Annotated in this window: 23 protein-coding genes and 3 pseudogenes; 7 read left to right on the forward strand and 19 right to left on the reverse strand. The window is 68.6% G+C overall.

The window, feature by feature from the left end; all coding sequences use genetic code 11:
* Positions 1-25: 25 nt before the first annotated feature.
* The 4 genes and pseudogenes from fliR (at position 26) to MMR14E_RS29395 (ending at position 4,816) form a co-directional block, all read left to right on the forward strand.
* Positions 26-787 (forward strand): flagellar biosynthetic protein FliR, encoded by a 762-nt coding sequence (gene fliR / locus MMR14E_RS26895; RefSeq protein WP_331318512.1) that lies wholly within the window; start codon positions 26-28, stop codon positions 785-787.
* A gap of 53 nt (positions 788-840) precedes the next feature.
* Entirely contained in the window at positions 841-1,908 is a 1,068-nt protein-coding gene (flhB, locus tag MMR14E_RS26900) for a flagellar biosynthesis protein FlhB (RefSeq protein ID WP_331318514.1), read from the forward strand.
* A gap of 431 nt (positions 1,909-2,339) precedes the next feature.
* Positions 2,340-4,238, forward strand: a pseudogene (locus MMR14E_RS26905) (PAS domain-containing protein); the annotation flags it as partial.
* Between the two features lie 248 nt (positions 4,239-4,486).
* Positions 4,487-4,816: a response regulator gene (locus MMR14E_RS29395; RefSeq protein ID WP_419539428.1), complete on the forward strand. Its 330-nt coding sequence runs from the start codon at positions 4,487-4,489 to the stop codon at positions 4,814-4,816.
* A gap of 128 nt (positions 4,817-4,944) precedes the next feature.
* Here MMR14E_RS29395 and recA read toward each other — a convergent pair whose 3' ends face one another.
* The 19 genes and pseudogenes from recA to MMR14E_RS27000 form a co-directional block, all read right to left on the reverse strand.
* The gene (gene recA / locus MMR14E_RS26910; protein WP_331318516.1) at positions 4,945-6,036 is read right to left on the reverse strand and encodes a recombinase RecA; all 1,092 of its coding nucleotides are present in this window, start codon (positions 6,034-6,036) and stop codon (positions 4,945-4,947) included.
* A gap of 34 nt (positions 6,037-6,070) precedes the next feature.
* Positions 6,071-6,421, reverse strand: a complete 351-nt coding sequence (locus MMR14E_RS26915; protein ID WP_331318517.1) for a hypothetical protein — start codon at positions 6,419-6,421, stop codon at positions 6,071-6,073.
* A gap of 99 nt (positions 6,422-6,520) precedes the next feature.
* Positions 6,521-6,784, reverse strand: coding sequence for a 30S ribosomal protein S17 (gene rpsQ / locus MMR14E_RS26920; RefSeq protein ID WP_331318519.1), 264 nt, complete (start codon positions 6,782-6,784; stop codon positions 6,521-6,523).
* Between the two features lie 21 nt (positions 6,785-6,805).
* Complete coding sequence (gene rpmC, locus MMR14E_RS26925) at positions 6,806-7,021, reverse strand: 50S ribosomal protein L29 (RefSeq protein WP_020094255.1); 216 nt, start codon at positions 7,019-7,021, stop codon at positions 6,806-6,808.
* Positions 7,022-7,033: 12 nt separating this feature from the next.
* Positions 7,034-7,447, reverse strand: a complete 414-nt coding sequence (rplP, locus tag MMR14E_RS26930; RefSeq protein ID WP_012319193.1) for a 50S ribosomal protein L16 — start codon at positions 7,445-7,447, stop codon at positions 7,034-7,036.
* Between the two features lie 11 nt (positions 7,448-7,458).
* The gene (gene rpsC / locus MMR14E_RS26935) at positions 7,459-8,205 is read right to left on the reverse strand and encodes a 30S ribosomal protein S3 (protein ID WP_012319192.1); all 747 of its coding nucleotides are present in this window, start codon (positions 8,203-8,205) and stop codon (positions 7,459-7,461) included.
* Between the two features lie 10 nt (positions 8,206-8,215).
* Positions 8,216-8,602: a 50S ribosomal protein L22 gene (rplV, locus tag MMR14E_RS26940; RefSeq protein WP_012319191.1), complete on the reverse strand. Its 387-nt coding sequence runs from the start codon at positions 8,600-8,602 to the stop codon at positions 8,216-8,218.
* 1 nt (position 8,603) lies between these two features.
* On the reverse strand, positions 8,604-8,882 hold the full coding sequence (rpsS, locus tag MMR14E_RS26945; RefSeq protein ID WP_012319190.1) for a 30S ribosomal protein S19: 279 nt from the start codon (positions 8,880-8,882) through the stop codon (positions 8,604-8,606).
* A gap of 5 nt (positions 8,883-8,887) precedes the next feature.
* Complete coding sequence (gene rplB / locus MMR14E_RS26950; RefSeq protein WP_091783717.1) at positions 8,888-9,724, reverse strand: 50S ribosomal protein L2; 837 nt, start codon at positions 9,722-9,724, stop codon at positions 8,888-8,890.
* 25 nt (positions 9,725-9,749) lie between these two features.
* Positions 9,750-10,046, reverse strand: a complete 297-nt coding sequence (locus tag MMR14E_RS26955) for a 50S ribosomal protein L23 (protein WP_012319188.1) — start codon at positions 10,044-10,046, stop codon at positions 9,750-9,752.
* Positions 10,043-10,663: a 50S ribosomal protein L4 gene (rplD, locus tag MMR14E_RS26960; protein ID WP_043351248.1), complete on the reverse strand. Its 621-nt coding sequence runs from the start codon at positions 10,661-10,663 to the stop codon at positions 10,043-10,045. Before rplD ends, MMR14E_RS26955 begins: the two co-directional genes overlap by 4 nt.
* Complete coding sequence (gene rplC / locus MMR14E_RS26965) at positions 10,663-11,388, reverse strand: 50S ribosomal protein L3 (RefSeq protein ID WP_020094259.1); 726 nt, start codon at positions 11,386-11,388, stop codon at positions 10,663-10,665. Before rplC ends, rplD begins: the two co-directional genes overlap by 1 nt.
* 51 nt (positions 11,389-11,439) lie before the next feature.
* Complete coding sequence (rpsJ, locus tag MMR14E_RS26970; protein WP_007569268.1) at positions 11,440-11,748, reverse strand: 30S ribosomal protein S10; 309 nt, start codon at positions 11,746-11,748, stop codon at positions 11,440-11,442.
* An 80-nt stretch (positions 11,749-11,828) separates the two neighbouring features.
* A pseudogene (locus MMR14E_RS26975) lies at positions 11,829-12,901 on the reverse strand (elongation factor Tu).
* A gap of 111 nt (positions 12,902-13,012) precedes the next feature.
* A pseudogene (locus tag MMR14E_RS26980) lies at positions 13,013-13,309 on the reverse strand (GTP-binding protein); the annotation flags it as partial.
* Positions 13,310-13,366: 57 nt separating this feature from the next.
* On the reverse strand, positions 13,367-15,442 hold the full coding sequence (gene fusA, locus MMR14E_RS26985; protein ID WP_331318524.1) for an elongation factor G: 2,076 nt from the start codon (positions 15,440-15,442) through the stop codon (positions 13,367-13,369).
* A gap of 30 nt (positions 15,443-15,472) precedes the next feature.
* Positions 15,473-15,943, reverse strand: coding sequence for a 30S ribosomal protein S7 (gene rpsG, locus MMR14E_RS26990; protein ID WP_012319183.1), 471 nt, complete (start codon positions 15,941-15,943; stop codon positions 15,473-15,475).
* A gap of 128 nt (positions 15,944-16,071) precedes the next feature.
* Positions 16,072-16,443, reverse strand: a complete 372-nt coding sequence (gene rpsL, locus MMR14E_RS26995) for a 30S ribosomal protein S12 (protein WP_007557568.1) — start codon at positions 16,441-16,443, stop codon at positions 16,072-16,074.
* A gap of 332 nt (positions 16,444-16,775) precedes the next feature.
* Positions 16,776-17,102 carry a hypothetical protein gene (locus tag MMR14E_RS27000; RefSeq protein WP_331318526.1) on the reverse strand — a complete coding sequence of 109 codons (327 nt, stop codon included), beginning with the start codon at positions 17,100-17,102 and terminating at the stop codon, positions 16,776-16,778.
* 71 nt (positions 17,103-17,173) lie between these two features.
* On the opposite strand from MMR14E_RS27000, the gene MMR14E_RS27005 reads away from it, so the two are divergent.
* From MMR14E_RS27005 to MMR14E_RS27015, 3 genes are read left to right on the forward strand one after another with little or no spacing between them, the layout of a single operon-like run.
* Positions 17,174-17,989, forward strand: coding sequence for an ABC transporter substrate-binding protein (locus tag MMR14E_RS27005; RefSeq protein WP_331318528.1), 816 nt, complete (start codon positions 17,174-17,176; stop codon positions 17,987-17,989).
* 19 nt (positions 17,990-18,008) lie between these two features.
* On the forward strand, positions 18,009-18,746 hold the full coding sequence (locus MMR14E_RS27010) for an amino acid ABC transporter permease (RefSeq protein WP_331318529.1): 738 nt from the start codon (positions 18,009-18,011) through the stop codon (positions 18,744-18,746).
* Entirely contained in the window at positions 18,743-19,438 is a 696-nt protein-coding gene (locus MMR14E_RS27015; protein ID WP_331318530.1) for an amino acid ABC transporter permease, read from the forward strand. Before MMR14E_RS27010 ends, MMR14E_RS27015 begins: the two co-directional genes overlap by 4 nt.
* Positions 19,439-19,533: the final 95 nt, after the last annotated feature.

Below are 19,533 nucleotides of genomic sequence, written 5' to 3' on the forward strand. Positions count from 1 at the left end.
GCCGCCGCGTGCCATAGGGGCCGCGATGAACCTGCTCCTGCCCGGCATCGCCTCGGCCTACCTGATCACCTTCGCGCGCATCGGCACGCTGATCATGCTGATGCCGGGGATCGGCGAGCAGTCTGTGTCGCCGCGCCTGCGCCTCGCCTTCGCGCTGCTCACGGCGCTGGTGCTGTTCCCGACCGTGCGCCCGCTGCTCGGCGGCACCGAGGGCGTGGCCGGCCCACGGCTGATCGGGCTCCTGTTCGGCGAGACGATCATCGGGCTGGTGCTCGGCCTGACGGTGCGCATGATCCTCGCCGCCCTTCAGACCGCCGGGGTGATCATCTCGGCGCAGGTCGGGCTGTCCTACGCCATGACGGTGGACCCGAGTCAGGGCGGCCAGCAGGTGGCGATCGGCAACTTCCTGTCGCTTCTCGGGATCACGCTGATCTTCGCCGCGGACCTGCACCACCTCGCCATCGAGGGCGTGGCCCGCAGCTACGTGGTGCTGCCGCCCGACGGCGTGCCGTCCTTCTCGGACGCGCTGATGCTGGCGACGAAGGCGCTCGCCAGGGGCTTCACCCTGGCGGTGCAGATCTCCGGCCCGTTCATCGCCTTCGGGATCCTGTTCAACCTGGGGCTCGGCGTGCTGTCGCGGCTGATGCCCCAGATGCAGGTGTTCTTCCTGGCGGTCCCGGCCTCGGTGCTGATCGGCATGCTGCTGCTGATGGGCTGCCTCGGCGTCATGATGGGCGTCTTCCTGGACGACCTGGGCCGGTATCTCGGGGATTACGTCGGTCGCTGAGCGGCCGGACCGCCCGCGACCCGACGATGTCCCCGCTCTGAGCCCGACGCGCGATGGCCGACGATACCGACGACGAGGACAAGACCGAGGAGCCGTCCCAACGGCGGCTCGACCAGGCGATCGAGCGCGGCGACGTCGCGACCAGCACCGAGATCWACACGTTCGCGATGCTGGCCGCGTTCACCCTGGCGTTGCTGGTCGCGGCCCCGACCATCGCCACGAACCTCCTGCACGGGCTCAGGGCCTACCTCGCCAACGCCCATACCCTGCCGGACGACGCCACGGCCATGAAGGCGGCCATGACGCGCGGCCTGTGGCTGTGGCTCCAGGCTGTGGCGGTGCCGGTGGGACTGGCCGTCGTGGCCGGGCTGGCCGCGGGGCTCCTGCAGCACCCGCTGGTCTTCTCCGCCGAGACGCTGATGCCGAAATTCTCGCGCCTCTCGCCGATGGCCGGCGTGAAGCGGCTCCTCGGCGTCGAGGCCCTGTTCCAGTTCGGCAAGGGGCTGGCCAAGATCGCCGCCGTGGGCGTGGTCGGCGCGGTGATGCTGTGGAACGACCGCGACCGGCTCGAGGTGTTCGCCCGCCTGGACCCGGCCGCCTCCATGCCGGCGATCCTGTCCCTCAGCCTGAAGTTGCTCGCCGGCATGCTGTGCATGCACCTCGCGATCACCCTCGGCGACGCGCTCTACGCGCGGTTCCGCTGGCGCAAGCGCCACCGGATGTCGAAGGAGGAGCTCAAGCAGGAGATGAAGGAGTCGGAGGGCAATCCCGAGGTCAAGGGGCGCCTGAAGCAGCTCCGGATGGCCCGGGTGAAGAAGCGCATGATGGCCGCAGTCCCCACCGCCACCGTCGTGGTGACCAACCCGACCCACTACGCGGTGGCGCTGCGCTACGAGACCGGCATGGCCGCCCCGGTCTGCGTCGCCAAGGGCGTCGACGCGCTCGCGCTGCGCATCCGCGCGGTCGCGGCCGAGCACGGCGTCGCGGTGATCGAGAACCCGCCGCTCGCCCGGGCGCTCCACGCCACCGTGGAGATCGACCGGGAGATCCCGGCCGAGCATTACCGGGCCGTGGCGGAGGTCATCGGGTTCGTGCTGCGTCTGCGGAGGCGGGCGGCGTAGGCCCCCGCGCCCGCTCGCCGCAGAGCCTTTCCGCCGGGCCCTCTCGCCGAACAGCCGGGCCAGCGAAAGCCACGCTTCCTCCACCTTTTTTCGCGAGCCTGTGTCAAGGCTTGGCGCGACGAGACTGATGCCGCGCCCCGCATGTCCTGATATGGCCGGCGGACTAACCGGGTGACTGTTCTGGAATGAAGCCGATGGCCGACGTCACTGGACCTCCGGCGCCCGCCGCGGGCCCGCAGAATCCGGGTCCCCCGGTCGCGCAGACCTCCGCCCTGCTGGGAACGGGCTCGATCGACCGCTCGGAGCAGCCGGGCCGGGTCGGGCTGCTGCTCGTGCTCGCCGGCCTGCTGGTCGGCGCGGCCATCGGCCTGTCCTTCGTGGCCAACGAGCAGGCCCAGTCGCTGATCGTCTGGCTGCTGGCCCTGCTGGCCATGGCGGGCGTGTTCTTCCTGTTCGCCCTCGCCATCGGGGCGCTCCAGCTCAGCGGCAGCGCCGCCCGGGACGACATCACCAAGGGCATCGTCGACGCCTCGCCGGACGGCCAGCTGGTCGTCGAGGACGGCGGCCGGCTGATCTACGCCAACGAGGCCTATCTCCGGATCGCCAGCGGCGACACCTTCTCCAACCTCGTGCCTGTGGAGCGCATCCTCGTCGGCTCCCCCGAGGTCTCCGAGGCGGTCTACCGCCTGTCGCAGGCCTCTCGCGACGCTCGCGCCCACACCGAGGAGGTGCGGATGTCGCCGCCCCTCGGCCCCACGGCCGGCGAGCGCGGCTTCGGCTGGTACCGGGTCTCGGTGCGGCCCCTCGCGCGCCCGCGCCGGGCGGCCTCCCTCTGGACAGTGGCCGACATCACCGCCGAGCGCGAGCGGCAGGAGAACGTCTTCCAGGAACTCCAGCACGCGATCGACTATCTCGACCACGCCCCGGCGGGCTTCCTGTCGATCGATCCGGCCGGCGCCATCGTCTACATGAACGCGACCCTGGCGGCCTGGCTCGGCTACGACCTCGCCAGCGTCGGCCCCGGCGGCCCGCACCTCACCGAGATCGCCCCGGAGGCGGATGTCCTCGTGCGCACCGCGGGCCTGCCGGGCGAGGTCCGGACCGATCGCTTCGACCTCGACCTGCGCCGCCGCAACGGCCACACGCTCCCGGTCCGGCTCTACCACCGGGTCGCCTTCGGCAAGGACGGCAAGCCCGGCTCGTCGCGGACCTTCGTGATCAACCGCTCCGCCGGGGCCGAGACCGACGAGCCGCAACGCGCCGCCGAGGTCCGACTCGCCCGCTTCCTGAACAACTCGCCGATCGCGATCGCGACCCTCGACAGCGGCGGCCGGATCGCCCGCGCCAACGCCTCGTTCACCCGCCTGTTCGGCACGGTCCCGCGGCAGGCCGACGACGGCGCCCCGGACGGGGAGGGCGTGCCCCGGGTCGAGCCCAACGTCTCCGACTCTGTGGCCGACCGGACCGCCCTGGAGGCCGGGCTCGCCCGCGCGGCGAGCGGACGTACCGATCCGGAGCCGATCGAGGTCCAGCTGAACGGGCCCGGCGGCCGCTCGGCCCGGGTCTGGCTGAGCCCGGCCGACGGCGGCGATCCCGGCCAGCAGACCGACGAGGCCGAGCGGGTGATCCTCTACGCCCTCGACACGACGGCGCAGCGGCAACTGGAGCAGCAGGTCGCCCAGGCTCAGAAGATGAACGCGGTCGGCCAGCTCGCCGGCGGCATCGCCCACGACTTCAACAACGTCCTCCAGGCGATCATCGGCTACTCGGACCTGCTGCTCGCGAGCCACCGGCCGACCGACCCGGCCTTCCAGGACATCATGCAGATCAAGCAGAACGCCAACCGGGCGGCGGGCCTCGTCCGCCAGCTCCTGGCGTTCTCACGGCGGCAGACGCTCCGTCCGGAGGTCATGAATGTCGGGGAGGCGCTCTCCGAGCTGACCCTCCTCCTCAAGCGGCTGCTCGGCGAGCGCGTCGCCCTGGAGCTGAAGCACGGCCGCGAGGTCTGGCCCGTCAAGGCCGACGTCAACCAGTTCGAGCAGGTGATCGTCAATCTCGCGGTCAACGCCCGCGACGCCATGCCGGAGGGCGGCAAGCTGACGATCCGCACCGAGAACGTTTCCGATCCGGGGGCGGCCGCCGGGACGGAGGGACGCGGCGGGGCGCCCGCGGGCGACCACGTGCTGATCGAGGTGCGCGACACCGGCCAGGGCATCCCGCCCGAGCTGATGGAGAAGATCTTCGAGCCGTTCTTCACCACCAAGGAGATCGGCAAGGGCACGGGCCTCGGGCTCTCGACGGTGTTCGGCATCGTCAAGCAATCCGGCGGCACCATCGACGTTCAGTCGAAGGTCGGGGAGGGCACGGCCTTCCGCATCTACCTGCCGCGCCACGTGCCCGTAGCCGAGCCCGAGGAGGTGCCGGCCGCGGCCGCGGAGCCGGCCCTGCCGCGCGCGGAGCCGCTCGCACCGGCCGGGGCGAGGCGCCGCCCGCTGCGGCCGCCAAGCCGGCCGCGCGCAAGCCCGCCGCCGACCACACCGGGCAGGGCACCATCCTGCTCGTCGAGGACGAGGATCCGGTGCGGGCGGTCAACAGCCGGGCGCTCTCGGCCCGCGGCTACACGGTGCTGGAGGCGGCCTCCGGCCTGGAGGCCCTGGCGATCGTCCGCGAGGGCGCGCAGACCATCGACCTCGTCGTCTCCGACGTGGTCATGCCCGAGATGGACGGCCCGACCCTCCTGCGGGAAGTGCGCAAGCACCAGCCCGACCTGAAGGTGATCTTCGTCTCCGGCTACGCCGAGGACGCGTTCCGCAAGAACCTGCCCGAGGGCGAGACCTTCAACTTCCTGCCCAAACCCTTCAGCCTGAAGCAGCTGGTCGAGACCGTGAAGAAGACGATGGCGGATTGACGGTCCGCCCCGACGCGTCCGCCCTCCGCCCCTGAAAGCGAAGCGGCCCCGGAGAGACTCCGGGGCCGCCGATCTTCGCCGGTGGCAGGTTCCGCCGCGCGCCGATCCCGGTGCGCGGCGACGCGGCCTTAAGCCTCGCCGTCGTCGAGATCGTCCGCCGTCGGGGCGGCGTTCTCCAGGATCTTCTCGGCGACCAAGCCGGAATTCTGCCGGATCGAGCCCTCGATCTCGGCCGCGATCTTCGGGTTGTCGCGCAGGAAGCCCTTCGAGTTCTCGCGGCCCTGGCCGAGGCGCTGGCTATTGTACGAGAACCACGCACCGGACTTCTCGACGATCCCGGCCTTCACACCGAGGTCGATCAGCTCACCGACCTTCGACACGCCCTCGCCGAACATGATGTCGAACTCGACCTGCTTGAAGGGCGGCGCGACCTTGTTCTTCACCACCTTGACGCGGACCTGGTTGCCGATCGCCTCGTCGCGGTCCTTGAGGGTCGAGATCCGGCGGATGTCGAGGCGCACCGAGGCGTAGAACTTGAGCGCGTTGCCGCCCGTGGTCGTCTCTGGGCTGCCGTACATGACGCCGATCTTCATCCGGATCTGGTTGATGAAGATGACCATGCAGTTCGAGCGCGAGATCGAGCCGGTCAGCTTGCGCAGGGCCTGGCTCATCAGGCGGGCCTGGAGGCCGGGCTGGCTCTCGCCCATCTCGCCCTCGATCTCGGCCCGCGGCGTCAGCGCGGCCACCGAATCGACCACCAGCACGTCGATGGCGCCGGAGCGCACGAGCGTGTCGGTGATCTCGAGCGCCTGCTCGCCGGTGTCGGGCTGGGAGATCAGCAGGTCGTCGAGGTTCACGCCGAGCTTGCGGGCGTAGACCGGATCGAGGGCGTGCTCGGCGTCCACGAACGCGCAGACGCCGCCCTTCTTCTGGGCCTCCGCGATCGTGTGGAGCGCCAGCGTCGTCTTGCCGGACGATTCGGGACCGTAGATCTCGATCACCCGGCCGCGCGGCAGGCCACCGACGCCCAGCGCGATGTCGAGGCCCAGCGAGCCGGTGGAGATGGTCTCGACCTCCTGGACCTTGTCGCTCTTGCCGAGCCGCATGATCGAGCCCTTGCCGAAGGCGCGCTCGATCTGAGACAGGGCGGCGTCGATCGCCTTGGACTTGTCCTTGTCCACCGGGGGCATGTCGACCACTTTCAATGCGGGCTGGGCCATCTGGCGGGCTCCTTATGAAGGGGTTGGGCGCAGTTCACAACGCGCGTCGCCACCGCCTCCATGTACCCGTTTTGTTCTCGTTGAGCAAGGCCGGAACGCCGTTTTGCTGCGCGCAGCTCGCGAAATCCTGGCTCGAGACCCGGATACCGCGCGACATCGATCCAATCCCGAAATCGGCCGCGAAGCCCCGTACGGACGCCCACACCGCGCGCCGGACGGGACGATGGCCGGCCGCGATGGCGACGCCTTCCGCGGCCCCGCAGCGGGCCCGGCCCGCCAGCGACCGGGATCCGCCTGCCGGACAGATGGCCGAAAACGACGACGCCCGGCACGAATCCGGCTCTCGCGAGTCGAATTGCGTCCGGGCGTTCGTCGTACCGGTCACCGGGCGCTCCCGGGATGGCCACCCCGTGGGGCACCATCCCGCGACGCCGCGGGCCGGGATCTGGCGGTTGCGAGGACCGCAGCCGCCGGGATCCCGCGATCAGGCGGCCTCGCCAGCCTCGGCCTGGGCGGTCTCGCCCTCGACCAGCTTCCAGGTCTTGGTCTTGGAGAACGGACGGCACTCCTCGATGAACACCGTCTGGCCGACCTTGGCGACGTTGCCCTCGTCGTGCGCGTGGTAGTTCTTCGACCGCCGGACGGTCTTCTTCATCACCGGGTGGGTGAAGCGGCGCTCCACCTTCACCACGATGGTCTTCTCACCCTTGTCGCTGACGACGGTGCCCTGCAGGATGCGCTTCGGCATGGTTGTCTCCTAAAACCCGCCTCAGCCCTTGGCCTGCTGCAGCGTCTTGGAACGCTGCAGAGTCCGGACACGGGCGATGTCGCGACGGACCTCGCGGACGCGGGCGACGTTCTCGAGCTGGCCGGTGGCCCCCTGGAAGCGCAGGTTGAACTGCTCCTTCTTGAGGTTGATCAGCTCGTCATTCAGCTGATCCGGCGACAGCGCCTTCAGATCAGACAGTCTCTGGGTCGACTTCACGATATCCTCCGTTCAGTCGGCGATGCGCTGGACGACCCGCGTGCGGATCGGAAGCTTCGCGGCGCCGAGGCGGAGCGCCTCCTTGGCGATGTTCTCGGCAACGCCGTCGACCTCGAACATGATCCGGCCGGGATGGACCCGGGCCGCCCAATAGTCCGGGGCGCCCTTACCGGAGCCCATGCGGACCTCGGTCGGCTTCGACGAGACCGGGACGTCCGGGAACACCCGGATCCAGACACGGCCCTGGCGCTTCATCTCGCGGGTGATCGCGCGGCGGGCCGCCTCGATCTGGCGGGCGGTGACGCGCTCGGGCTCCACCGCCTTCAGGCCGAACTGGCCGAAGTTCAGCTCGAAGCCGCCCTTGGCCGCCCCGTGGATGCGGCCCTTGAACTGCTTGCGGAAGCGGGTCTTTTTCGGTTGCAGCATGGCTTCCTACCTTACGCGTGCTCGCGCTCGCGGCGTCCGCGCTCGCGGCCGCCCTCGCCATCGCGCTCACGGCGTCCGCCGGAGCGGCCGCCCTCTTCCTGGGCCTTCTTGTCCTGGGCCATCGGATCGTGCTCGAGGATCTCGCCCTTGAACACCCACACCTTGATGCCGCAGGTGCCGTAGGTCGTGAACGCCGTGGCGGTGCCGTAATCCACGTCGGCGCGCAGCGTGTGCAGCGGGACGCGGCCCTCGCGGTACCATTCCTGGCGGGCGATCTCGGCGCCGCCGAGACGGCCCGAGCAGTTGATCCGGATGCCCTCGGCGCCCAGACGCATGGCCGACTGGACGGCCCGCTTCATGGCGCGCCGGAAGGCGACGCGGCGCTCGAGCTGCTGGGCGATCGAGTCGGCCACCAGGGTGGCGTCGATCTCGGGCTTGCGCACCTCGACGATGTTGATCGTGACGTCGGCCTTGGTCATCGTGCCGACGAGCTTGCGCAGCTTCTCGATGTCCGCGCCCTTCTTGCCGATCACCACGCCCGGACGGCCCGAGTGGATGGTAACGCGGCACTTCCGGTGCGGGCGCTCGATGACGATCTTGGAGACCGCCGCCTGCTTGAGCTGCTTCATGAGGGCGGCGCGGATCGCGACGTCCTCGTGCATGAGCTTCGCGTAGTCGCCCTTGTTGGCGAACCAGCGGGAATCCCAGGTCCGGTTGATGCCGAGCCGGAGACCGATCGGGTTGACTTTCTGACCCATCAGATCCTCCTCAAGCCGCTTCGGCTTGGCGGACTTCGCGAACCACGATGGTGAGGTTCGAGAAGGGCTTCAGGATGCGCGCGCCGCGGCCGCGGGCGCGGGCGTGGAAACGCTTGAGAACCAGCGCCTTGCCCACGAAGGCCTGGGAGACGACGAGGTCGTCCACGTCCAGGTCGTGGTTGTTCTCGGCGTTGGCGATGGCGCTCTCGAGGCACTTCTTGACCTCGGTCGAGATGCGCTTGCGGGAGAACTGGAGCTCGGCGAGGGCCGTGTCGACCTTCTTGCCGCGGATCATCTGCGCCACGAGGTTGAGCTTCTGCGGGCTGACGCGCAGCATGCGCGCGACGGCCTTCGCCTCGTTCTCGGGGAGCGCGCGGGGGGTGGCTTGCTTGCCCATCTCAGCGCCTCTTCGCCTTCTTGTCGGCCGCGTGGCCCGGGAAGGTGCGGGTCGGCGAGAACTCGCCGAACTTGTGCCCGACCATCTCCTCGGTGACGTAGACCGGGATGTGCTTCTGCCCGTTGTGCACACCGAAGGTGAGCCCGACGAACTGCGGGAGGATCGTGGAGCGGCGGCTCCAGATCTTGATGACCTCGGAGCGCGAGGAGCCCCGCGCCGCCTCGGCCTTCTTGAAGAGGTAGCCGTCGACGAACGGCCCCTTCCAGAGAGAGCGTGCCATAGCGATTACTTCTTGCGGTTGTGGCGGCTGGACAGGATGAACACGTCGGTCCGCTTGTTGGACCGGGTCTTCTTCCCCTTGGTGGGCACGCCCCAGGGCGTGACCGGGTTGCGGCCGCCCGAGGTGCGACCCTCGCCGCCGCCGTGCGGATGGTCGACCGGGTTCATCGCCACGCCGCGGTTGTGCGGGCGCTTGCCGAGCCAACGGTTGCGCCCGGCCTTGCCGAGCGAGATGTTCATGTGGTCCGGGTTCGAGACCGCACCGACGCTGGCGAAGCACTGACCGTGGACCAGGCGCTGCTCGCCCGAATTCAGGCGGAGCGTCACGTAGCCCTGGTCGCGGCCGACGATCTGCGCGTAGTTGCCGGCCGAGCGGGCGATCGCGCCGCCCTTGCCGATCTTCAGCTCGACGTTGTGGACGATCGTGCCCACCGGCATCGAGCCGACCGGACCGGCATTGCCCGGCTTGATGTCGACGTTCTCGCCGGCCACCACCTTGTCGCCCGGTTGCAGGCGCTGCGGGGCCAGGATGTAGCTCTGCTTCCCGTCGGGGAAGTTGATCAGCGCGATGAACGCCGTCCGATTCGGATCGTACTCGATCCGCTCCACCGTGGCGGCGACGCCGAGCTGCTCGCGGCGCTTGAAGTCGACGTTGCGCAGCACGCGCTTGTGGCCGCCGCCGCGGAAGCGGACGGTGATGCGGCCGAGATTGTTGCGGCCGCCGGAGGACGACTTGCCCTCCGTCAGCGCCTTCACCGGCTTGCCCTTGTAGAGCTCACGGCGGTCGACGAGCACGAGCTGGCGCAGGCTCGGCGTGACCGGTTTGAATGTCTTCAAGGCCATCGGCTTGGATCCCTAAAACCCGTCCTCAGAGCCCGGTCGTGACGTCGATCGTGTGGCCCTCGGCCAGGGTCACGATCGCCTTCTTCACGTCGGAGCGCTGTCCGCGGAGGCCGCGGAAAATCTTCTTCTTTCCCTTGGTGACAAGGGTGTTCACGGCCGTGACCTTGACGTCGAACAGCTTCTCCACGGCCTCCTTGATCTGAGGCTTGGTCGCCTTGGGGGCGACCCGGAACACGACCTTGTTCTGCTCGGTCAGGTTCGTCGCCTTCTCGGTGATCACCGGGGAGACGACGATGTCGTAGTGGCGCGGATCGGCACTCATTTGAAACGCTCCTCCAGCGCGTCGACGGCGGCCTTCGTCAGGACGAGCGTGTCGCGGCGCAGGATGTCGTAGACGTTGATGCCCTGCACGGGCAGCACGTCGATCTGCGGGATGGCGCGGGCGGCCCGGCCGAAATTCACGTCGACCTCGGCACCGCCGATGATCAGCGCGTTCGAGAGGCCCATCTTGCCGAAGCGCTCGACGAGACCCTTGGTCTTGTGATCCTCGATCTTGATGTCGTCGACGACGATCAGGGTCGAGGCCTTGGCCTTGGCCGACAGCGCGTGGCGCAGGGCCAGCGCACGGACCTTCTTGGGCAGGTCGTGGCTGTGGTCGCGCGGCACGGGGCCGAAGGCGCGCCCGCCGCCGCGGAACTGCGGCGCGGAGGCGGCGCCGTGGCGGGCGTTGCCGGTGCCCTTCTGCTTGTAGAGCTTCTTGCGGGTCCGGTTCACGTCCGAGCGGTTCTGCACGGCGTGGGTGCCGGCGCGCCGCTTGGCGAGCTGCCAGCGGACCATGCGCTGCAGCAGGTCGGCGCGGGGCTCCAGGCCGAAGATCTCTTCGTTCAGCTCGACCGAGCCGGCACCGGCACCGTCGAGGGTCTTGATATCGAGCTTCATCACGCGGTCTCCTCAGCCGCAGGGGCCTCGGTCGCCGGGGCGGAGGCGCCGTTCTCGCGGAACTTGCCCGGCAGCGGAACGTCGGCGGGGAGCTTGCGCTTCACCGCGTCGCGGATCTGGATCCAGCCGCCGGCGACGCCCGGCACCGCGCCCTCGACCAGGATCAGGCCGCGCTCGGGATCGGTGCGCACGACGCGCAGGTTCTGGGTGGTGACCCGCTCGACGCCGAGGTGGCCCGGCATCTTCTTGTTCTTGAAGGTCTTGCCCGGGTCCTGACGGCCGCCGGTCGAGCCGATCGAGCGGTGCGAGATCGACACGCCGTGGGTGGCGCGCAGGCCGCCGAAGTTCCAGCGCTTGATACCGCCAGCGAAGCCCTTACCGGTCGTGGTGCCGGTGACATCCACGAACTGGCCGGGGATGAAGTGGTCCGCGGTGATCTCGGCGCCGACCGGGATCAGCGCGTCCTCGGACACGCGGAACTCGGCGAGCTTCTTCTTCGGCTCGACCTTGGCGACCGCGAAGCGGCCCCGCTCGGCGGCCGAGACGTTCTTGACCTTGGCCTTGCCGACGCCGACCTGCAGCGCGACGTAGCCGTTCTTCTCGACGGTGCGGTGGGCAACCACCTGGCACTGATCGATCTTGAGCACGGTGACGGGGACATGCTCCCCCGCGTCCGTGAAGACGCGGGTCATGCCGACCTTCTGTGCGATGACGCCTGAGCGCATAGGTTCTCTCCCTCGCGCGATGAAACGGTAAGCTCTAAGTCCTCAGCGGACTCAGAGCTTGATCTCCACGTCCACGCCGGCGGCGAGGTCGAGCTTCATCAGCGCGTCCACGGTCTGGGGCGTCGGATCGACGATATCGAGCACCCGCTTGTGCGTGCGCATCTCGAACTGCTCGCGCGACTTCTTGTCGATGTGGGGCGAGCGGTTCACGGTGAACTTGGCGATGTGCGTCGGGAGCGGGATCGGGCCGCGGATGGTCGCGCCCGTACGCTTGGCCGTGGAGACGATCTCCTTGGTCGACGCATCGAGGATGCGGTGATCGAACGCCTTGAGGCGAATGCGGATGTTCTGACCGTTCATGATCCTGGAACCTTGAGAGGGACGGCGGGGTACGCGGGGCGCTCACCCCGCCGCGCCCTGCTAAGGATGCTTGCTCGAGCTCAGTCGTTGATGGCGGCGACGACGCCGGCGCCGACGGTGCGGCCGCCCTCGCGGATGGCGAAGCGCAGCTTCTCCTCCATGGCCACCGGCACGATCAGCGCCACGTCCATGGTCACGTTGTCGCCCGGCATCACCATCTCGGTGCCCTCGGGCAGCGTGCAGATGCCGGTCACGTCCGTGGTCCGGAAGTAGAACTGCGGCCGGTAGTTGGTGAAGAACGGCGTGTGGCGGCCGCCCTCCTCCTTGGTCAGGATGTACGCCTCGGCCTTGAACTTCGAGTGCGGCTTCACCGAACCCGCACCGTCGTCTTGGTGGTCGCCCGGATGCCGACGATCTCGACTTCCTCGCCCACCTTCACGATGCCGCGCTCGACGCGGCCCGTCACCACCGTGCCGCGGCCCGAGATCGAGAACACGTCCTCGATCGGCATCAGGAACGGCATGTCGATCGGGCGCTCCGGCTGCGGGATGTAGGCGTCCACGGTCGCCATCAGCGCCAGCACCGCCTCCTTGCCGATCTTCGGCTCCTTGTCCTCCAGCGCCATCAGCGCCGAGCCCTTGGTGATCGGGATGTCGTCACCGGGGAAGTCGTACTTCGACAGGAGCTCGCGCACCTCGAGCTCGACCAGCTCCAGCAGCTCCTCGTCGTCGACCATGTCGACCTTGTTGAGGAACACCACCAGCGCCGGAACGCCCACCTGGCGGGCCAGCAGGATGTGCTCGCGGGTCTGCGGCATCGGGCCGTCCGCCGCCGACACAACCAGGATCGCGCCGTCCATCTGCGCCGCGCCCGTGATCATGTTCTTCACGTAGTCGGCGTGACCGGGGCAGTCCACGTGCGCGTAGTGACGGTTCTGCGTCTCGTACTCCACGTGCGCCGTCGAGATCGTGATCCCGCGCGCCTTCTCCTCAGGAGCCTTGTCGATCTGGTCGTAGGCCGTGAACGTCGCCCCGCCCGTCTCGGCCAGAACCTTCGTGATCGCCGCCGTCAGAGACGTCTTGCCGTGGTCAACGTGGCCGATCGTGCCAATGTTGCAGTGCGGCTTGGTGCGGGAGAACTTTTCCTTGCCCATCAGAGCCTCCTAAATTCGAATTCGCGTTGCGGAAGAAGAGATGCGGCGCGCGATCTTCGGTGTTGCCGCCGCGCCGCGCTGGGCGCGGGCCTGTCCCTGCTGGCCCTGNTCCATCTGCGCCGCGCCCGTGATCATGTTCTTCACGTAGTCGGCGTGACCGGGGCAGTCCACGTGCGCGTAGTGACGGTTCTGCGTCTCGTACTCCACGTGCGCCGTCGAGATCGTGATCCCGCGCGCCTTCTCCTCAGGAGCCTTGTCGATCTGGTCGTAGGCCGTGAACGTCGCCCCGCCCGTCTCGGCCAGAACCTTCGTGATCGCCGCCGTCAGAGACGTCTTGCCGTGGTCAACGTGGCCGATCGTGCCAATGTTGCAGTGCGGCTTGGTGCGGGAGAACTTTTCCTTGCCCATCAGAGCCTCCTAAATTCGAATTCGCGTTGCGGAAGAAGAGATGCCTAGGCGTGAGCCTCAGGCGTACTTGGCGATGACCTTGTCGGCCTCGCCGCGCGGCACCTCTTCGTAGTGGTCGAACTGCATCGTGAAGTTGGCGCGGCCCTGCGAGAAGGAGCGCAGCTGGTTCACGTAGCCGAACATGTTCGCCAGCGGCACCATCGCGTTGATGACGTTGGCGTTGCCGCGCATGTCCTGGCCCTGGATCTGGCCGCGGCGGGCGTTCAGGTCGCCGATGACCGAGCCGGTGTACTCTTCCGGCGAGACGACCTCGACCTTCATCACCGGCTCGAGCAGGACCGAGCCGCCCTTCTGCAGGGCCTCGCGGAAGGCCGCGCGGGAGGCGATCTCGAAGGCCAGCGCCGACGAGTCGACGTCGTGGTACGCACCGTCGACCAGCTCGACCTTCACGTCGACGACCGGGAAGCCGGCGAGCACGCCCGCGCCGAGAACCGAGTTGAGGCCCTTCTCGACGCCCGGGATGTACTCCTTGGGCACCGCGCCGCCGACGATCTTCGACTCGAACGAGAAGCCGGCGCCCGGCTCGTTCGGCTCGACGACGAACTTCACGCGGGCGAACTGACCGGTACCGCCGGTCTGCTTCTTGTGCGTGTAGTCGATCTCCTGACGGCGGGTCAGCTTCTCGCGGTAGGCGACCTGCGGCTGGCCGATATTCGCGTCGACCTTGTAGGTGCGGCGCAGGATGTCGACCTTGATGTCCAGGTGGAGCTCGCCCATCCCCTTGAGGATGGTCTGGCCCGACTCCTGGTCGGTGGACACGCGGAAGGACGGGTCCTCGGCGGCGAGCTTCGAGAGCGCGATGCCGAGCTTCTCCTGGTCGGCCTTCGACTTCGGCTCGACGGCGATCTCGATGACGGGCTCGGGGAACTCCATCTTCTCGAGGATCACGGCCTTCTGCGGGTCGCAGAGGGTGTCGCCCGTGCGGGTGTCCTTGAGGCCGGCCAGCGCGACGATGTCGCCCGCGAAGGCCTCCTTGATGTCCTCACGGTTGTTGGCGTGCATCAGGAGCATGCGGCCGACGCGCTCCTTCTTGTCGCGCGACGAGTTCAGCACGTTGGCGCCGGTCTCGACCTTGCCCGAGTACACGCGGCAGAAGGTGATCGTGCCGACGTGGGGATCGTCCATGATCTTGAAGGCGAGCATGGAGAAGGGATCCGAATCCGACGGGTGGCGGACGGTCTCTTCCTCGGTCTTGAAGTCGATGCCCTTGATCTCGCCGCGATCGGCCGGGGAGGGCAGGTAGTCCACGACGGCGTCGAGGAGCGGCTGCACGCCCTTGTTCTTGAACGCCGAGCCGCAGAGCACCGGGTGGAAGGCGCGCAGCTGGACGGCCTTGCGCACCAGGGTGCGCATGGTCGCCTCGTCCGGCTCGTTGCCGTCGAGGTAGGCGGCCATGGCGTCGTCGTCGAGCTCGACGCAGGCCTCGACCAGCTTGGTCCGGTACTCGACGGCCTGGTCCTTGAGCTCGGCCGGAATCTCGGTCTCGTCGAAGTTGGCGCCGAGCGCCTCACCCGACCACACGATCGCCTTCATCTTGATGAGGTCGATCACGCCCTGGAAGCTCGACTCGGCACCGATCGGCAGCTGCAGGCAGACGGGCTTGCCGGCGACGCGGTCGATGATGTCGGCGACGCACTTGAAGAAGTCGGCGCCGATCTTGTCCATCTTGTTGACGAACACGACGCGCGGCACGTCGTACTTGTCGGCCTGGCGCCACACGGTCTCGGTCTGCGGCTCGACGCCCTGGTTGCCGTCGAGCACGCACACGGCGCCGTCGAGCACGCGGAGCGAGCGCTCCACCTCGATGGTGAAGTCGACGTGGCCGGGGGTGTCGATGATGTTCAGGCGCTTGTCGCGCCAGAAGCAGGTCGTCGCAGCCGAGGTGATCGTGATGCCACGCTCCTGCTCCTGCGCCATCCAGTCCATGGTGGCGGCGCCCTCATGGACCTCGCCGATCTTGTGGGACTTTCCGGTGTAGTAGAGGATCCGCTCGGTCGTCGTGGTCTTGCCGGCATCGATGTGGGCCATGATGCCGAAGTTGCGGTAGTCCTCGATCGCGTGCGTGCGGGGCATCGAATTGCTCCTGAGAGACGGCGGAACCGCTTACCAGCGGTAGTGCGAGAAGGCGCGGTTGGCTTCCGCCATCCGGTGCGTGTCTTCGCGCTTCTTGACGGCGTTGCCGCGGTTGTTGGCGGCGTCGAGCAGCTCGGCCGAGAGGCGCTCGACCATGGTGCGGTCGTTGCGCGAGCGGGCGGCCTGGATCAGCCAGCGGATCGCGAGGGCCTGACGGCGCTCGGTGCGGACCTCGACGGGGACCTGGTAGGTCGCGCCGCCGACGCGGCGGGACCGGACCTCGATCATCGGGGCGACGTTGTCGAGCGCGGCCCGGAACACCTCGATCGGGTTGGCGCGGGCGCGGTTCTCGACGATGTCGAAGGCACCGTAGACGATCCGCTCGGCGGTCGACTTCTTGCCCTCGTACATGATGGAGTTCATGAACTTCGTCAGCACCACGTCCCCGTACTTCGGGTCCGGGATGATCTCACGCTTCTCGGCAGAGTGACGACGGGACATCTTCTGAGACTCTCGAACGAAAAGATCTTAAGCGCCCCGCGCAGGCCGCCTCAGCCCTGAGGCCGGCGACATCCTTGCGAGGCCGTGGAAACGCGTTCCGGCGCCCGGGAAATATCCGGGCGTCCGACTTACTTCGGCCGCTTGGCGCCGTACTTCGAGCGGCGCTGCTTGCGGTTCTTCACGCCCTGCGTGTCGAGCACGCCGCGCAGGATGTGGTAGCGCACGCCCGGAAGATCCTTCACGCGGCCGCCGCGGATCATCACCACGGAGTGCTCCTGAAGGTTGTGACCCTCGCCCGGGATGTAGCCGATCACCTCGAAACCGTTGGTGAGGCGCACCTTGGCGACCTTCCGGAGGGCCGAGTTCGGCTTCTTCGGGGTCGTCGTGTAAACGCGGGTGCAGACGCCGCGCTTCTGCGGGCAAGCGTCGAGCGCCGGAACCTTGTTGCGGCTCCGCTGGATCTTCCGCGGCTGGGCGATCAGCTGGTTGATCGTCGGCATCCTGTGCCCTCTTCCTCGGTCACCTAGTCCGAACTGCACAGGGCAGTCCGCAAAACGAATATGCGCCGGAGGGCCTGTCACGGACCCTCGGCGCGGTGTGGGCAGAGGAGCACGCCCGAAACGAACGCGCTCGTACCTACGGATCTGACTTACAGCGTCAGGCGATTTGAACCCTCGGAGCGCTCGGGGCGTTCGCGGCGGCTTCCGGGGTGGCACCCAAGGGCCGTCGGCAGCCGATGGCCGTCCGAAGTGGCGCGCTTCTAGACGCGGTTGCCCCGCAGGTCAATGCGTTCGCGGCAGAAAACTGCATCGCGGCGGAGGTTAAGGATCGGTCAAGGGCGCGCTCGGTCCTCGCGCCCGCGCGTCGGCGAGGCCGAGAAAGATCGAGGAGGCGCGTCGGCCCGCGGTCCGGGGTGGACGACCGCGGCGCTTCGGGCGCCGCGCCGGCGCCGGTGCGACGAGAAGATCCGCGCCGCGGCGGCCGTCATCCATGACAGCCCGTGCTGCAGATCGCCGACAAAACAAAATCTTTCTCCGTTGATCTCGCGCCGATCCGAAGGTGAGATCGAGGCGTTCATCGATTCATCGTTCACGATCGGCTCTGTCGGAGCGTGATCGGTAAATCGATGCCAGACAAAATCGGGGAAGAACTCCGCCACTACGCTGGATCGATCGAACTCTCGCGATCGGTCCCGAATCTTCTCTCTCTGTACGGACATCGAACCATCCGATGGAGCAACGTGTGCACCACCTCCTCGCCATCGCCCTCGCGACCCTCCTGTCTGTCGGGGCCGCCCGGGCAGACCGTCTGGACGAGATCAGACGGGCCGGCGTCCTCCGCGTCGCCACCTTCGACAGCAACCCACCGTTCGGCTTCGTCGATCCGGCAACGAAGCGGATCACCGGACTCGACATCGACTACGCGCAGGCCCTCGCCGTTACGCTCGGCGTCAAGCTGGAGGTCCGGCCCACCAACCCGGCGAATCGGATCCCGCTGCTCATCTCCGGCAAGGTCGATCTGGTCCTGGCGAATTTCACGATCACCGAGGAGCGGGCGAAGCAGCTCGATTTCAGCATCCCGTACTTCGCCTCGGGACAGCAGTTCCTGGCGCGGAAGGGCACGCTGTCGTCGCCCGAGCAGCTGAACGGGCTCCGGATCGGCGCCGACAAGGGTACGACCAACGAGATCGTCCTGCGCCGCGACTTCCCGAAGGCGGTTGTGGTCGCCTTCGACGACACGCCCTTCGCGTTCACGGCCCTGCGCAACGGCAATGTCCAGGCGATCACGCAGGACGGACCGAAGCTCGTCGGACTGCTCGCCAAGGTCCCTGACCGGCAGAATTACGAGATTCCCGCCTTCAGCATCTCCAACGACGACATCGGCGTCGGCATCCCGAAAGGCGAGACGCGCCTGCGGGACCTCGTGAATGAGACCCTGCGCGGCCTGGAGGCGAGCGGCAGGGCGGCGGCGATCTACGACCGCTGGTTCGGACCCGAGACCGAGCAGCCGCTGCCGCGCCTGTTCCGGATCGGGGACCGCGGCTGACCGGGACGGAACGGCCGCGATGGCCTCGCTGTTCGGCGAACCGCTCGCGCCGCGCTACCTCGTCTGGCTGCTGCAGGGCTTCGGCGTGACCCTGACCCTGTCGGCAGCCGCCTGTCTCGCCGGCACGGCCCTGGGCCTCGCGGCGTGCGGGCTCCGGGTGGCGGGCGGCCCCGCGGGACGCGGCGTCGTCACCGGCTCCGTCCTTATCGTCCGCAACACGCCGCTGCTGGTGCAGCTCTTCGTCTGGTACTTCGCGGTGGCCGCCGCACTGCCGCAGAGCGTGACGGTCTGGCTCAACGCGCCGCACGTCCTGGACCTGGGGCTCGGCGCCCTGCGCTGGCCCGCCTACGAGAGCCTCGCCGGGTTCTGCGGGCTCACCCTGTACGCGGGGGCCTACATCGCCGAGGAAGTTTGCGCCGGCATCGAGGCCGTCCGGCCCACACAGCGCGAGGCGGCCCTCGCCCTCGGCCTCACGCCCGCTCAGGCGTTCCGCCACATCGTGCTGCCCCAGGCCCTGCGGGTCGCCTGGCTGCAGATCGTCGGCCAGTACCTCAACACGCTCAAGAACACGTCGCTGACCATGACGATCGGCCTCGCGGAGCTGTCCTACGCGTCCCGGCAGGTCGAGACCGAGACCTTCGAGACCTTCCAGGCCTTCGGCATCGCGACGCTGCTCTATGTCGGCGCCGCGGCCGCGGTGGAGGCGGCCGGGCAGATCCACGGCCGCCGCGCCCGCCCTGCGGACCGGCATCGATGAATCCATCGGTCATCACCGACAATCTCGGCTACCTGCTTGTCGGGGCGTGGCCCGACGGGCCGGTCGGCGGGCTGGCCCTGACGCTGATTCTCTCCGGCTTGTCCGGTCTGGCCTCGGCCGCGCTCGGGCTCGTCCTCGGCATCGCCCTCGCCATGAGCGCGGGCGCGGCCCGGGCAGCGCTCACCGCCGCGCTCGGCTTCCTCCGCGCCGTGCCGGTCGTGATGCTGATCTTCTGGACCTACTTCCTGCTGCCGGTCCTGCTCGGCGTGTCGGTCCCCGAGATCGGGACGGTCGCGGCGGCGCTGTCGCTCGTCGGGGGCGCTTACCTGTCCCATGGGGTCGCAGCGGGCATCGCGAGCGTCGGCCGCGGCCAGTGGGAGGCCGGGCTGGCGCTCGGCCTCGGCCGCTGGGGCGCCCTGCGGTTCGTCGTCCTGCCGCAGGCGCTGCGGACCATGGCGCCGTCCTTCGTCAACCAGTGGACCGCGCTCATCAAGGACACGTCGCTCGCCTACGTGATCGGTGTGCCCGAACTCGCCTTCGTAGCGGCGCAGGTGAACAACCGCGCCATGGTCTACCCGGCCGAGATCTTCCTCTTCGTCGGCGGCGTCTACGCGGCCCTCTGCGTGTCCCTGGACGGGTTGGCCTCCCGGGTGACGAGGCCCGGCAAGGCACCGGCGCATCGCGCCGAGTGACGGAACGGCGGGCCCGGGGTCCGATGTGCCCAGGCCCGCCCGCGCGACACGACCGTTTCACCCGAGCACACGTGCAAGGCGTACCGGATCGGGGC

It is taken from the genome of Methylobacterium mesophilicum, assembly GCF_036441335.1.
In the GTDB taxonomy this organism is placed as follows: domain Bacteria; phylum Pseudomonadota; class Alphaproteobacteria; order Rhizobiales; family Beijerinckiaceae; genus Methylobacterium; species Methylobacterium mesophilicum_B.

Excerpts from the sequence above, each read along its gene's own strand:
- MMR14E_RS27005 (WP_331318528.1), top strand. The coding sequence starts at position 17,174 with ATGGAGCAACGTGTGCACCACCTCCTCGCCATCGCCCTCGCGACCCTC.
- fliR (WP_331318512.1), top strand. The coding sequence starts at position 26 with ATGAACCTGCTCCTGCCCGGCATCGCCTCGGCCTACCTGATCACCTTC.
- MMR14E_RS27010 (WP_331318529.1), top strand. The coding sequence starts at position 18,009 with ATGGCCTCGCTGTTCGGCGAACCGCTCGCGCCGCGCTACCTCGTCTGG.
- rplC (WP_020094259.1), bottom strand. The coding sequence starts at position 11,388 with ATGCGCTCAGGCGTCATCGCACAGAAGGTCGGCATGACCCGCGTCTTC.
- MMR14E_RS26955 (WP_012319188.1), bottom strand. The coding sequence starts at position 10,046 with ATGAGTGCCGATCCGCGCCACTACGACATCGTCGTCTCCCCGGTGATC.
- rpsC (WP_012319192.1), bottom strand. The coding sequence starts at position 8,205 with ATGGGTCAGAAAGTCAACCCGATCGGTCTCCGGCTCGGCATCAACCGG.
- rpsS (WP_012319190.1), bottom strand. The coding sequence starts at position 8,882 with ATGGCACGCTCTCTCTGGAAGGGGCCGTTCGTCGACGGCTACCTCTTC.
- rpsG (WP_012319183.1), bottom strand. The coding sequence starts at position 15,943 with ATGTCCCGTCGTCACTCTGCCGAGAAGCGTGAGATCATCCCGGACCCG.
- MMR14E_RS27015 (WP_331318530.1), top strand. The coding sequence starts at position 18,743 with ATGAATCCATCGGTCATCACCGACAATCTCGGCTACCTGCTTGTCGGG.
- rpsJ (WP_007569268.1), bottom strand. The coding sequence starts at position 11,748 with ATGAACGGTCAGAACATCCGCATTCGCCTCAAGGCGTTCGATCACCGC.
- rpsL (WP_007557568.1), bottom strand. The coding sequence starts at position 16,443 with ATGCCGACGATCAACCAGCTGATCGCCCAGCCGCGGAAGATCCAGCGG.
- rplD (WP_043351248.1), bottom strand. The coding sequence starts at position 10,663 with ATGAAGCTCGATATCAAGACCCTCGACGGTGCCGGTGCCGGCTCGGTC.
- rplB (WP_091783717.1), bottom strand. The coding sequence starts at position 9,724 with ATGGCCTTGAAGACATTCAAACCGGTCACGCCGAGCCTGCGCCAGCTC.
- recA (WP_331318516.1), bottom strand. The coding sequence starts at position 6,036 with ATGGCCCAGCCCGCATTGAAAGTGGTCGACATGCCCCCGGTGGACAAG.
- rplV (WP_012319191.1), bottom strand. The coding sequence starts at position 8,602 with ATGGGCAAGCAAGCCACCCCCCGCGCGCTCCCCGAGAACGAGGCGAAG.
- fusA (WP_331318524.1), bottom strand. The coding sequence starts at position 15,442 with ATGCCCCGCACGCACGCGATCGAGGACTACCGCAACTTCGGCATCATG.
- rplP (WP_012319193.1), bottom strand. The coding sequence starts at position 7,447 with ATGCTGCAACCGAAAAAGACCCGCTTCCGCAAGCAGTTCAAGGGCCGC.
- rpsQ (WP_331318519.1), bottom strand. The coding sequence starts at position 6,784 with ATGCCGAAGCGCATCCTGCAGGGCACCGTCGTCAGCGACAAGGGTGAG.